Source organism: Streptomyces sp. CNH189 (genome assembly GCF_000527195.1).
Genome location: NZ_AZUS01000007.1, coordinates 150150 through 162052, shown reverse-complemented (window position 1 = coordinate 162052; position 11903 = coordinate 150150). Strand labels below are relative to the sequence as shown.

At 72.9% G+C, this 11903-nt stretch carries 10 protein-coding genes; 5 read left to right on the top strand and 5 right to left on the bottom strand.

Going from position 1 to position 11903, the window contains the following annotated elements; all coding sequences use genetic code 11:
• The first annotated feature begins 296 nt into the window (after positions 1 to 296).
• From B100_RS0112230 to B100_RS0112215, 4 genes are read left to right on the top strand one after another with little or no spacing between them, the layout of a single operon-like run.
• Positions 297 to 1586 carry an extracellular solute-binding protein gene (locus B100_RS0112230; RefSeq protein ID WP_024884726.1) on the top strand — a complete coding sequence of 430 codons (1290 nt, stop codon included), beginning with the start codon at positions 297 to 299 and terminating at the stop codon, positions 1584 to 1586.
• A gap of 9 nt (positions 1587 to 1595) precedes the next feature.
• Positions 1596 to 2618 (top strand): carbohydrate ABC transporter permease, encoded by a 1023-nt coding sequence (locus tag B100_RS0112225; protein WP_024884725.1) that lies wholly within the window; start codon positions 1596 to 1598, stop codon positions 2616 to 2618.
• A complete protein-coding gene (locus B100_RS0112220; protein ID WP_024884724.1) occupies positions 2618 to 3514 on the top strand; it encodes a carbohydrate ABC transporter permease in 897 nt (298 codons plus the stop codon). The genes B100_RS0112225 and B100_RS0112220 overlap by 1 nt, the downstream gene beginning before the upstream one ends.
• A 5-nt stretch (positions 3515 to 3519) precedes the next feature.
• Complete coding sequence (locus tag B100_RS0112215; protein ID WP_486585628.1) at positions 3520 to 5244, top strand: CocE/NonD family hydrolase; 1725 nt, start codon at positions 3520 to 3522, stop codon at positions 5242 to 5244.
• Positions 5245 to 5259: 15 nt separating this feature from the next.
• On the opposite strand, the gene B100_RS0112210 is transcribed toward B100_RS0112215, so the two are convergent.
• From B100_RS0112210 to B100_RS0112200, 3 genes are all read right to left on the bottom strand, one after another.
• Positions 5260 to 6315 (bottom strand): LacI family DNA-binding transcriptional regulator, encoded by a 1056-nt coding sequence (locus B100_RS0112210; protein ID WP_024884722.1) that lies wholly within the window; start codon positions 6313 to 6315, stop codon positions 5260 to 5262.
• Positions 6316 to 6392: 77 nt separating this feature from the next.
• A complete protein-coding gene (locus B100_RS0112205) occupies positions 6393 to 7928 on the bottom strand; it encodes a glycoside hydrolase family 43 protein (protein ID WP_106966990.1) in 1536 nt (511 codons plus the stop codon).
• A 49-nt stretch (positions 7929 to 7977) separates the two neighbouring features.
• A complete protein-coding gene (locus tag B100_RS0112200) occupies positions 7978 to 8802 on the bottom strand; it encodes a rhomboid family intramembrane serine protease (protein WP_024884720.1) in 825 nt (274 codons plus the stop codon).
• Between the two features lie 133 nt (positions 8803 to 8935).
• On the opposite strand from B100_RS0112200, the gene B100_RS0112195 reads away from it, so the two are divergent.
• Entirely contained in the window at positions 8936 to 9295 is a 360-nt protein-coding gene (locus B100_RS0112195) for a hypothetical protein (RefSeq protein ID WP_024884719.1), read from the top strand.
• A gap of 85 nt (positions 9296 to 9380) precedes the next feature.
• On the opposite strand, the gene B100_RS0112190 is transcribed toward B100_RS0112195, so the two are convergent.
• Entirely contained in the window at positions 9381 to 10778 is a 1398-nt protein-coding gene (locus tag B100_RS0112190) for an FAD-dependent oxidoreductase (protein ID WP_024884718.1), read from the bottom strand.
• 37 nt (positions 10779 to 10815) lie between these two features.
• Positions 10816 to 11808, bottom strand: coding sequence for a DUF4349 domain-containing protein (locus tag B100_RS0112185; protein ID WP_024884717.1), 993 nt, complete (start codon positions 11806 to 11808; stop codon positions 10816 to 10818).
• Positions 11809 to 11903: the final 95 nt, after the last annotated feature.

The following is an 11903-nucleotide window of genomic DNA, read 5'->3' as shown; positions in this document are numbered from 1 at the left end:
CGGCCCACGGGCCGCCGGCCGAGCCGGTGCCGCGCGCTGAGCGCGCCGCACCGGCTCTTTCGCGTGCGGCCGGGTGCGCGCCCCGTTCCCGGCCCCTGACTGTCCGGTAGCCACCTCCGCTGTTCGCCATCTCGAACAGCGGTCGCTATGTCGGTAACGATTGCGCAACTTGCGAAAACTCTTTGTTGCCCCGCGTTCATTTTCGGCGATAGACCTGCTCCTACTTCGCGGATGGGCCATTAGTTTGCGCAAACTCATAGCAGTTGGATCACTGACGACAGATCAGGAGCTCCACGATGACGAGGATGACCCGCAGCGCCACGGCTGTCGCGATCGGCCTGTGCCTCGCACTCGCCACCGCCGGCTGCGCCGGCGGTGAGGACGACGGCGCGTCCGGCGGCGGCAAGGGCACGGTGACCCTCTGGACGAACGCGATGGAGGGACGCGGCCTGGTGTTCTGGCAGAACGCCGCGAAGGAGTACAAGGCACAGCACCCCGACGTCACGATCAAGATCCAGACGGTGCAGAACGAGGACCTCGACGGCAAGCTGCAGAACGCGCTCAACTCGGGCTCCGCGCCGGACATCTTCCTCCAGCGCGGCGGCGGCAAGATGCAGGCCATGGTGGAGGCCGGCCAGATCCAGGCACTGGAACTGTCCGGCGCCGACCGGGAGAACGTGGGCGAGGCGGCGCTCGAGGGCGTCTCGATCGACGGCAAGGTCTACGCGATGCCGATGGACACCCAGCCCGAGGGCATCTACTACAGCAAGGACCTGTTCAAGAAGGCCGGCATCACCGCGCCGCCGACGACGACGGACGAACTCAAGGACGCCGTCGCCAAGCTGAAGGCGATCGACGTCGCGCCGATCGCGGTCGGCGCCAAGGACGCCTGGCCGGCCGCGCACTGGTACTACAACTTCGCCCTGCGGGAGTGCGGTCAGGAGACCATGCAGGAGGCGGCCAAGTCGCTCACCTTCGAGGACCCCTGCTGGACCAAGGCCGGTGAGGACCTCGCCGAGCTCCTGGAGAGCGACCCCTTCCAGAAGGGCTTCCTCACGGCGACGTCGCAGCAGGGAGCCGGGTCCTCGGCGGGCCTCATCGCCAATCACAGGGCGGGCATGGAGCTCATGGGCAACTGGAACCCCGGGGTGATCGCCGACCTGACCCCGGACAAGAAGCAGCTCCCCGACCTCGGCTGGTTCCCCTTCCCCGCCGTCCCCGGCGGCAAGGGCGAACCGACCGCCATCATGGGCGGCGCCGGCGGCTACTCCCTCTCGAAGAACGCGCCGAAGGAGGCCCTGGACTTCCTCCGGTTCACCGTGACCAAGGAGCAGCAGGAGGCGTACGCCGAGGCCTTCGACACCATCCCGGTGAACAAGGCGGCCCAGGGCGTCGTCACCGAGCCCTACAACATCTCCGCGCTCCAGGCCTTCAACAAGGCCGCCTACTCGATGCAGTTCCTCGACACCGTGTACGGCCAGAACGTCGGCAACGCGATGAACATCGCCGTCGTGAACCTGCTGGCCGGCAAGGGGTCCGCCGCCGACATCGTCAAGGACGTCAAGGCCGCGGCGGAGAAGGGCTGATCGGGCGGCATGAGCGACACCCTGGGCACCGACACGGCCGACGGCCGCACGCCGCAGGGCTCGACCGGAGCCGGGGGCGCGGACACGTCCGTCCCCCCGGCTCCGCCGCGAGCGGCTGCGCGCCGACGGGGCCGCGGCAGGACGCGACTGGAGATCGCCGTCCTGTCCGCCCCCGCGGTCATCACGTTCCTGGCGTTCGTGATCTTCCCGGTCGCACTCGCCGCGTACTACGGCTTCTACCAGTGGAAGGGTTACGGAGAGCCCACCGACTGGGTCGGCCTGAACAACTACAAGCTGATCCTCACCGACTCCGCGTTCCACGACGTGCTGTGGCACAACGGCCTGATCCTGGTGCTCTCCCTGGTCATCCAGGGGCCGCTGGCGATCGGTGTCGCCCTGCTGCTCAACCAGCGGATCCGCGGCCGCTCCGCCATCCGCGTCCTGATCTTCGTGCCCTACATCATCTCCGAGGTCATCGTCGGCACCGGCTGGAGCCTGATGCTGCAGAGCAACGGGGCCGTCAACGACCTGCTGCGCTCGATCGGCCTGGGTTCCCTGGAGGCCGACTGGATCGCCGACCCGGACCTGGCCATCTGGTCACTGATGGCCATCATCACGTGGAAGTACCTCGGCTTCGCCGTGATCCTGATGCTCGCCGGTCTCCAGTCGATCCCGGACGAGATGTTCGAGGCCGCGCAGATCGACGGCGCCTCCTACTGGCAGATCCAGCGCCGCATCACGCTGCCGCTGCTCGGACCGACGATCCGCATCTGGGCCTTCCTGTCGGTCATCGGCTCGCTGCAGCTGTTCGACCTCGTCTACATCATCTGGGGCCAGTACGTCTCCGGCACCGCCGGGACCTCCACCATGGCGATCTACATGCTGGCCCAGGGCCGCAACGCCGGCAACTACGGCTACGGCAGCGCCGTCGCCGTGGTGATGTTCGTGATCTCGCTCGCCGTCGCGCTGATCTACCAGCGCTTCGTCCTGCGCCGCGACCTCAGGGGCGCCGTCACCGAAGGGACCGTGTGATGAGCGCGACGACCACCACCCCCCGCCGCCCGTCCTTCGCTCCCCGGCCGAAGCGGCCCGCCGGCCGCGGCGACAGGCCGCAGAAGTGGGGCAGTCCCGTCACCTACTTCATCGCGCTGCTCTTCGTCGGTGTGTGCGTCGCGCCGGTGGTCCACATCGTGATCGGCGGCTTCCGCACCAACGCGCAGATCACCACCGAGCCGGCCGCCCTGCCGAGCCCCTGGGTGACGGGCAACTACCTCGGCATCCTCAAGTCGTCCGTCTTCTGGGGCCAGTTCGCCAACTCCCTCATGGTGGCGCTCGCCAGCACCGTGGGCATCGTCGCGCTCGGCCTGATGGTCAGCTTCGTGATCGCGCGCTACGACTTCCGGCTCAAGGGCGCCCTGTACTCCTTGTTCGCCGCGGGCCTGATGTTCCCGATGGTCATCGCGATCACCCCGCTGTACCTCGTCATCCGGGACCTCGGCCTCGTCGACAACCTGCTCGGCGTGATCGTCCCGCAGATCGCCTTCGGTCTGCCGACGACGGTCATCATCCTGGTGCCGTTCCTGCGGGCCATCCCGAACGAGATCGAGGAGGCCGCCGCGATCGACGGCATGAGCCGGCTGGGGTTCTTCTTCCGCATGGCCGTCCCGCTGTCGCTGCCCGGCGTGGTCACCGTCGGCATCCTGGGCTTCGTCGGCAGCTGGAACAACTACCTCCTGCCCCTGTACGTCCTCAACTCGCAGGCCAACTTCACCCTGCCGCTCGGTGTCCAGGTGTTCTCCTCGCAGTACTCCACGGACACCGCGAAGGTGCTCGCCTTCACCTCGCTCGCCATGCTGCCCGCGCTGGTGTTCTTCTCGGTCTTCCAGAAGCGCATCGTCGGCGGCCTCACCGGCGCGGTGAAGGGCTGACCGCGGTGGCGAGACGACGTGAGGTGACCTGCGCGACGCGCGACGGGACACGGCTGCGGACCCTGCTGCTGCTCCCGAGGGGGAGCGGACCGTGGCCGGCCCTGCTGACCCGTCACCCCTACGACGTGAGCGGTGAGGAACCCGGGGTGCTGGACGTCGGCCGTCTCGTCGCCGCCGGTTACCTCGTCGCGCTCCAGGACGTACGGGGCCGCTTCGGCTCCGAGGGCGACTTCGACCCCGGCCGGCAGGAGGAGTCCGACGGCGCCGACGCCGTGGCCTGGCTCGCGGCACGCCCCGAGTGCGACGGCACCGTCGGGATGTGGGGCGCCTCGTACGCCTCCGACACCCAGTTCGCCGCGCTGCTGGGCGGCGCCCCGGCGCTGCGGGCGATCGCCCCCGCCATGACGCCCGCGATGTCGGCGCTCGACGGTTTCCGGTTCCGCGGCGGGGTGCCGGAGCTCGGCAGCACGCTCGCCTGGACGCACTACGCCATTGCCCCGGACATGATCGACCGCCTCGGCTCCGCCGCCGTCCGCGAGACGGAGCGGGGACGCTGGGAGGCGACCGAACGCGCGCTCACCACCGGCGAGGCGTTCCGCGCCGGGGCCCTGCGCCCCGGCCGGGACGTCGAGGCGATCGTCGGATGGGGACTGGACCTCCTCCGGGAGCCGCTCGGCTCGCCGCGTCACCGTGAGGGCAAGGTCGTCGACCGGACCGACGCGGTCGACGTCCCGGTGTTCCTGACCGGCGGGTGGTTCGACGTCTTCCTCGGACCGACGCTGGAGATCTACCGGCGGCTGCTGCGCCGCGCGCGGGACACCGGCGGGCCGGCGCCACGGCTGCTGGTGGGCCCCTGGACGCACGACGACCTGTCGGGCCGGGCCGCCGGCGCGGACTTCGGACCGGACGCCTGTGCCGACGAGCCCGGTGGCGGCGGGGACCTCACGGCGCACCACCTGCGGTGGTTCGACACCGTCCTGCGCCAGGACGTCACGCGCGCCGAGGACGGCCCGCCGGTGCGGGTGTTCCTGATGGGCGCGAACCGGTGGGTCGACCTGGACGCGTTCCCGCCGCGCGACACCCGGCCGCTCGCGCTGTACCTGAACGCCGGGGGGACGCTCGGGACCGAGCCGGGCGCGAGCGCCGAACGACGGCTGACCAGCGATCCGGCGTCCCCCGTCCCGACGTGCGGCGGCGCGGTCCTGCTCTTCGGGCCGTTCGCGGCGGGCCCCGCCGACCAGTCGGCGGTCGAGGCACGGCAGGACGTCGTCTCCTGGCGCACCGAGCCGCTGGACACGGACCTCACGGTGATGGGCGCGGTTCACGCCGTCGTGCACCTGATCACCACGGGGACGGACGCCGACGTGGTGGTCCGGCTGTGCGACGAGCACCCGGACGGCACCAGCCGCGTCGTCGCCGACGGGGTGCGGCGGGGGTCGGCGCGGTCCGTCGACCCGGTGACCGGGGCGGGTGAGAGGCGTCCCCTCGAACCGGTCCGGGCGCAGGAGTTCGCCGTGGACCTCTGGTCGACGGCGCACACGTTCCTGCCCGGCCACCGGGTGCGCGTCGACATCGCCCCGAGCTCGTCACCCCGCTGGGACGTCGGCGGCAACACCTTCGCCCCGGCCGGCCAGGCCCCGCCGCCCGTCGCGGCCGAGTACACGATCCTCCAGGGCACCGCCCGGCCGAGCCGCCTCGTCCTGGAGACCGTCACGTCCCCACCCGAGTGAGGGCGGCCGTCCGCCTCACCGGCGGGGCGCGGTCCCGGGGGCGGGTCCGGTGGAGGCACGCAGGACCAGCTCGGTCGCCAGCTTCATACGGGCGGCGGGCCGGGATCCACCGTCCTCGCCGCGGGCGAGCTCCGTCAGCAGCCTGACCGCCGCCGCGCCCAGCTCCGTGCTGGGCTGTCGGACGGTGGTCAGCCCGGGGGTGATGTACTGCGCCTCGGGCAGGTCGTCGAAGCCGACGACACTGATGTCCTCGGGCACCCGCAGGCCCCGGGCGCCCAGCGCGTCGTAGACGCCGAGGGCCATGGAGTCGGCGCAGGCGAAGATCCCGGTGATCCCCGGATCCGCGTCGAGCAGGGTGTGGGTGGCGGTCGCCGCCTTGGCGCGGTTCCATCCGCCGTGGGCCACCGACACCGTGGCGGCACCGGAGGACGCCGTGTCGGCCACCCCGCGGAAACCGTCGACGCGGGCCCGGCCGAAGAGGTGGCGGGCGTGCCCCGCGACCACCCCCAGCCGCTCGTGGCCGAGGGACAGCAGATGCTCGGCGGCCATCCGGCCGCCCTCCCAGTTCGCCACGCCGACACTGGACACGCCCGACGGGGGCGTGGTCATCGGGTCGACCAGCACCACGGGGACGCCCGCCGCGAAGAGCGCGCCGAACTGCGCCGACGCGGGATCGACCAGCGTCCCGATGACCCCCAGGGTGCGCCTCCTCAGCAGCCGCGACACCCAGTCGCTCTGCGGATCGGCGAGCGTCAGGACGACGTCGAGTCCCGCTGCCGCCGCCTCCCGCCCGACCCCCGCGACGAGGAGGTTCGCCCACGACCCCTCGTAGTGGGTGACCACCAGGTCCAGGACGTTGGACCAGCCGTGCTCGTCGCGCACGCCCTCGTTCTTGGAGCCGGCCGGGCGGACGTAGCCGACGGCCCGCACGGCTTCCATGACCCGCGCCCGCGTCTCCGCCGAGACGTCCGTCCCGCCGCGCAGCACCTTCGACACGGTCGGCACGCTGGTACCGGCGGTCTTCGCGACCAGGGACAGGGTGGGGCGCGTTCCGGCTGGTCGGGGTGGCATGGGGAAAGGTTAGCCCAACCGCGCGGGCGCCCTCCGGGGGCGGGAGCCGGGCCTTCGGCGGGCAGGCCGGCCGCCCTTCACCCGGCGGGCGACGGGACGTACTCGAACCAGTCGAAGGCGACCGAGCCCTCGGTGGCGTACATGCCGATGACACGGCCGGTGAAACCGCAGGCGACCTCGGTGGACAGGTAGCGCCCGTCCAGTTCGGCGAGCGGCCGGGCGTCCGGGGCGCCGGGGTCGCCCAGCCAGAAGGCGAGGGTGTCGGGGCCCGTGGTCCCGCCGTCGGTGAGGTGGGGCGACGCGGGCACGAGGTCCGACGTCCGGACCGTCACGGTGAGGGGCAGCGGCCCCGCCGGGACCGGTCGGCGGGCCACGGTCTGGCGCAGCGGCCCGATCCGGGCGACGACGCGGACCTCCCCGTCCCCGGCCTCCAGCTCGTAGTGGTGGGCCTCGTCCAGCCGTACGCAGAGACCGCCGCGCCCCGTGCCCGGGTCCAGCAGGGCGGTGACCCGGCAGTCGTGGTGCTGCTGGCGGCGGCCGACGAAGGTGTAGCCCGGGCTGTCCAGAGTGGGTCCGGTGGCGTGCAGGACCAGCCACCCGGGGCGCTCCGTGAGCGACCACGAGCCCTCCGGGCGGGCGAACGGCGAGACCCAGTACGGCGCGAGAGCGGTGCCGGTGAAGTCGTCACGGGCGGGCGGGGCCGGAACGGGATGCCAGGCACCGCCCGGCGCCGGGTGGCGCTCGGGGACGGGCGTGACGACGGGCCAGCCGTCCGCGTCCCACTCCACCGGGGTCAGGAACGTCTCGCGGCCGAGCACGTGCACGTCGGGCGTGAAGCCGCGGGGGCGGACGCCGAGCAGCACCATCCACCAGCTGCCGTCGGGAGCCTGGACGAGATCGGCGTGGCCGGTGTTCTGGACGGGACGCGCGGTGCCCGCGTGGGACAGCAGCGGGTTGCCGGGCGCGGCCTCCCAAGGGCCGCGCGGGGAGCGGGCGCGGGCCACGGACACGGCGTGGCCGCGCTCGGTGCCGCCCTCCGCGATCAGCAGGTACCACCAGCCGCCGACGCGGTACAGGTGCGGCGCCTCGGGGAACTTGAGCCCGCTTCCGGACCAGGTGGGGACGGGCCCTTCCAGCACCTTGCCCCCGGCCGGGTCGATCCTGGCGATGTTGATGCCTCCGGCCGGGCCGGAGAAGGCGCACCAGCAGGTGCCGTCCTCCTCCCACGCCAGGTCGGGGTCGATCCCGTCCAGAGCGAGCCACACCGGGTCGCTCCACGGCCCCTCGGGCCGCTCGGCCCACACGACGAAGTTGCCGCCGCCGTCGATGTTGGTGTTGACGACCCAGAAGCGGCCGTCGTGGTGACGGATCGTGGGCGCGTACAGACCTCCGGACGCCTTGGCGCCGGGCAGAGGGAGGGGCAGTTGCCCGGGCCGGTCGAGGACGTTGCCGATCTGCTCCCAGTGCACGAGGTCCCTGCTGTGGAAGAGCGGCAGCCCGGGGACGTACTCGAAGCTGGAGCACACCAGGTAGTAGTCGTCGCCGACCCGGCAGACGCTCGGGTCGGGATGGAACCCGCTGATCACCGGGTTGTCGTACAGGTGCTCGGACATCGTCTCCCCCTTCGGGCCGCGGGCCGCCGAAAAGGGAGTCTAGGCGCCCCTACCAGCCCGTCCGTGCCCTTCGGCCGAAGAGGATGCCGCGGGGTTCGGGCGGCGGGGGAGTGCCCGGTTTCAGGGGCCAGGCCAGCAGCATGCCGACGACGAAGCCGACCACGTGCGCCGCGTACGCCACCGTGCCCGCGTCGGTGACGCCCTGTCCGCCCGAGTACACCGCCTGGAGCACGAACCACAGCCCCAGCACGATCCACGCGGGCAGCCGCAGCGGCAGGAAGATCAGGAACGGCACCAGCACCCACACCCGTGCCCTCGGATACAGCACGAGGTAGGCGCCGAGCACACCCGCGATCGCCCCCGAGGCCCCGATCAGCGGCTCGGCCGAACCGGCGTTCAGCAGCGCGAAACCGTACGCGGCCGCGTACCCGCACACCAGGTAGAACAGCAGGAAGCGGACGTGCCCCATGCGGTCCTCGATGTTGTTGCCGAAGATCCACAGGAAGAGCATGTTGCCCAGCAGGTGCAGCCAGCCGCCGTGCAGGAACATCGCCGTCAGCACGCTCAGCTCCGGCGACTTGTCGTAGCCGGGCGGTCCGATCACGCACCCCGGTCCCCGTGGACCCACACCCGTGGCGCCGGTCGGCACCAGGTTCGGCAGGTGGTGGTGGATCAGCTCCCTCGGCACCACGGCCCACCGGTCCAGGAACGCCTGGAGGTGGCACAGCTCCGCCAGGCTGCCGCCGCCCCCGGTCAGGGAGCCCACGACACCGGGCGTGAGGGCCACGAAGACGACGATGTTGGCGACGATGAGCGCGTACGTCACCCAGGGGGTGCGGCGCGCGGGGTTCACGTCATGAACGGGGATGACCACGTTCCACTGGTGCCCGGACGGCCGCCGGTGAATCCGTGGACCCCCTGAACGCCGCCCGCACGCCGTGCGTATGACTCCCCAACCGCCCGCGGCGCGGGGAAGTGGCCGCGGGGCCGACGTGAGGACACAGGCGATGAACGACCGAGTGACCACCCTGCAGGCGCTGCCCGACGGCGAGGCCGAGCTCACCCTCGTGGTGCGCCTCCCCTGGGAGGACGTCGCCCGGCTCGGCCAGGAGGCGGGGCGGCTCGCCACGCAGATGCAGCGACCGGTGACGCTGGACGAGGCGGTGAGCCGCCGCCTGCGGTCCGCGCGGGCCGCCGCCGCGCACGCCAAGCCCGCGGGGGAGCAGCCGCCCGCCGTGCCGCCCGCCTCCTCCTCGGTGCCGTCGGCCGCATCCGTGTCGTCGAGCGCCTCGGTGTCCTCGCTGCCGTCCCGGCCACCGGGGGAGCAGGCCCGTCAGGCGATCGAGCGGATCAACGGGACGGCGTGAGCGGCGCCCTCGGGCTCGACGGCGCCCGCCGCGTCGACGGTGTGCGCGGCGTGAGCGACGGCCGGCGGGCGCGCGCGGGGCACGCTCAGCGCGCGCCCCTGAGGCGCGTCGCCGCCTTGCGGGCCGCCACCTGGACCGGGTCCCACACCGGGGAGAACGGCGGTGCGTACCCGAGGTCCAGCGCCGCCACCTGGTCCACCGTCATGCCGGCCGTCAGGGCCACCGCCGCGATGTCCACCCGCTTGCCCGCGCCCTCCCGGCCGACGATCTGCACGCCCAGCAGCCGGCCGGTGCGCAGTTCGGCGAGCATCTTCACCGTCATGGGCGAGGCGTTCGGGTAGTAGCCCGCCCGGCTGGTCGACTCGATCGTCACCGTCTCGAAGCGCAGGCCCACGCGGTGGGCGTCCTTCTCCCGCAGCCCGGTGCGGGCGATCTCCAGGTCGCACACCTTGCTGACCGCCGTGCCGACGACGCCCGGGAACGTGGCGTAACCGCCGCCCACGTTCGCGCCGATGATCTGGCCGTGCTTGTTGGCGTGGGTGCCGAGCGGGATGTGCCGCTGCTGCCCGGACACCAGGTCCAGCACCTCCACGCAGTCGCCGCCCGCCCACACGTTCTCCTGCCCGCGCACCCGCAGGGAACGGTCGGTGAGCAGCCCGCCGTGGTCCCCGAGGGGCAGCCCGGCCGCCCGCGCCAGGGCCGTCTCCGGCCGCACGCCGATGCCCAGGACGACCACGTCGGCCGGATACTCGGCGTCCGCGGTGGCGACCGCCCGCACGCGGCCGTCGTCCCCGGTGGGCAGCCCGGTCACCTCGGCGTCGTTCACCATGGTGATGCCCATGCCGGCCATGGCCTCGTGCACCAGCCGGCCCATGTCGGGGTCGAGCGTCGCCATGGGCTCCCGGCCCCGGTTGACGACCGTCACCTCGTAGCCGCGGTTGATCATCGCCTCGGCCATCTCCACGCCGATGTACCCCGCGCCCACGACCACCGCGCGGCGTCCGCCGGTCCGGGCCAGCGTGTCCAGCAGCGCCTGCCCGTCGTCCAGGGTCTGCACCCCGTGCACCCCCGGCGCGTCGATGCCGGGCAGCTCCGGACGGACCGGCCGCGCACCGGTGGCGATCACCAGCTTGTCGTACGACGTCCACGCCTCCGCCCCGGACTCCAGGTCACGCGCTCGGACCCGCCCCCTGTCCAGGTCGACCTCGGTGACCTCGGTGCGCAGCCGCACGTCGATGTCCCGCGCGCGGTGCTCCTCGGGGGTACGCGCGATCAGCCGGTCCCGGTCCTCGACGTCGCCGCCCACCCAGTAGGGGATGCCGCAGGCCGAGTAGGAGGTGAAGTGGCCGCGTTCGAACGCCACGATCTCCAGCTCGTCCGGGCCCTTCATCCGCCGGGCCTGCGACGCCGCGGACATGCCCGCGGCGTCGCCGCCGATCACGACCAGGCGTTCCCTCGCTCCGTGCGCAGCGCTCGTGTCCATGCGGACCACGCTACGGGGGCGGGACCGGAGCGGTCCCTCAGGCCTCGCCGTCCCCGCCCTCGGGGGCACGCCCCGGCACCGGCGGCGCCACGGGCAGCGACCCCGGACCGCCCGCCGGGGGCACCGGGCCCGGCCGGCGCGGCAGCCGGGGGCGTACCAGCGTGCGCCACACCAGGACGACCAGCGCCGCCACCGCCGCGAACGGCAGGACCGCGCCGAGCGCCAGGGCCAGCCAGCGCAGCAGCGTCAGGAAGACGTCCCAGCCGCCCGCGAGCGCGTCCAGGAAACCCGGGTCGTCGTCCTTCGCCTCCTCCTTCACCGGGGTCTCGGACAGCGTCAGGGTGATGGTGGCGAGGCTCGTACGGTCCTTCAGCGCCGCCTGCTGGGCGAGCAGCGACTCCAGGTCCGCCTGGCGGCTGCTCAGTTCGCCCTCCAGGGTCACCACGTCGCTGAGCCGGGTGGCCTGGTCCATCAGCTCGCGGATGCGCGCCACGCTGGCCCGCTGCGTGCTGATCCGGCTCTCCACGTCGACCACCTGGTCGGTGACGTCCTGCGCCTTCGCGCTGCGCTCGACGAGGGTGCCCGTGCCCTCCAGACCGGTCAGCACCTCCTCGTACGCGCTCGCCGGGACGCGCAGCACCACCCGCGTGTGCTCGTGGCCCCGCCAGTCCCGTCGGGTGGTCTCGTCGCCGATGTAGCCGCCCGCGTCCGCCGCCGCCGCGCGGGCCTCGTCCAGCGCCTTCGGGACGTCCTTGACCCGCACGGTCAGGGAGGCGGTGCGGATGACATGCTCCGCCGCCACACGCGGGGCGGACGCCGCGGCGCGGTCCGCCGTGCCGCCCGGCGCGCCCTGCTTCCCGGACTCGGGCGCCGCATCCGCGGCCCCCTTCTCGTCCGCCGCCACCCCCTGCCCGCCGGCCTTGCTCGCGCCTTCGTCGCCGGACGCGCTGCATCCGGTGACCGCGAGGGCCGCCGCCAGCAGGGCCCCGGCCAGGGCGGGGCCGGTTCGTACGGATCGTCGTGTGCGCATGCGGGACTCCCCCTCGTGTCGTCATGGCTGACGCTCCTCAGACGCCGTGAGGGGGGCGGGCGTTCGGGCCGGACGGTCGCGATGCGGTCACGGTC

What these genes read in the sequence shown, in the direction of transcription:
- B100_RS0112210 (WP_024884722.1), bottom strand. Translation starts at nt 6,315, where the DNA reads ATGCCACCCCGACCAGCCGGAACGCGCCCCACCCTGTCCCTGGTCGCG.
- B100_RS0112220 (WP_024884724.1), top strand. Translation starts at nt 2,618, where the DNA reads ATGAGCGCGACGACCACCACCCCCCGCCGCCCGTCCTTCGCTCCCCGG.
- B100_RS0112195 (WP_024884719.1), top strand. Translation starts at nt 8,936, where the DNA reads ATGAACGACCGAGTGACCACCCTGCAGGCGCTGCCCGACGGCGAGGCC.
- B100_RS0112190 (WP_024884718.1), bottom strand. Translation starts at nt 10,778, where the DNA reads ATGGACACGAGCGCTGCGCACGGAGCGAGGGAACGCCTGGTCGTGATC.
- B100_RS0112185 (WP_024884717.1), bottom strand. Translation starts at nt 11,808, where the DNA reads ATGCGCACACGACGATCCGTACGAACCGGCCCCGCCCTGGCCGGGGCC.
- B100_RS0112230 (WP_024884726.1), top strand. Translation starts at nt 297, where the DNA reads ATGACGAGGATGACCCGCAGCGCCACGGCTGTCGCGATCGGCCTGTGC.
- B100_RS0112205 (WP_106966990.1), bottom strand. Translation starts at nt 7,928, where the DNA reads ATGTCCGAGCACCTGTACGACAACCCGGTGATCAGCGGGTTCCATCCC.
- B100_RS0112225 (WP_024884725.1), top strand. Translation starts at nt 1,596, where the DNA reads ATGAGCGACACCCTGGGCACCGACACGGCCGACGGCCGCACGCCGCAG.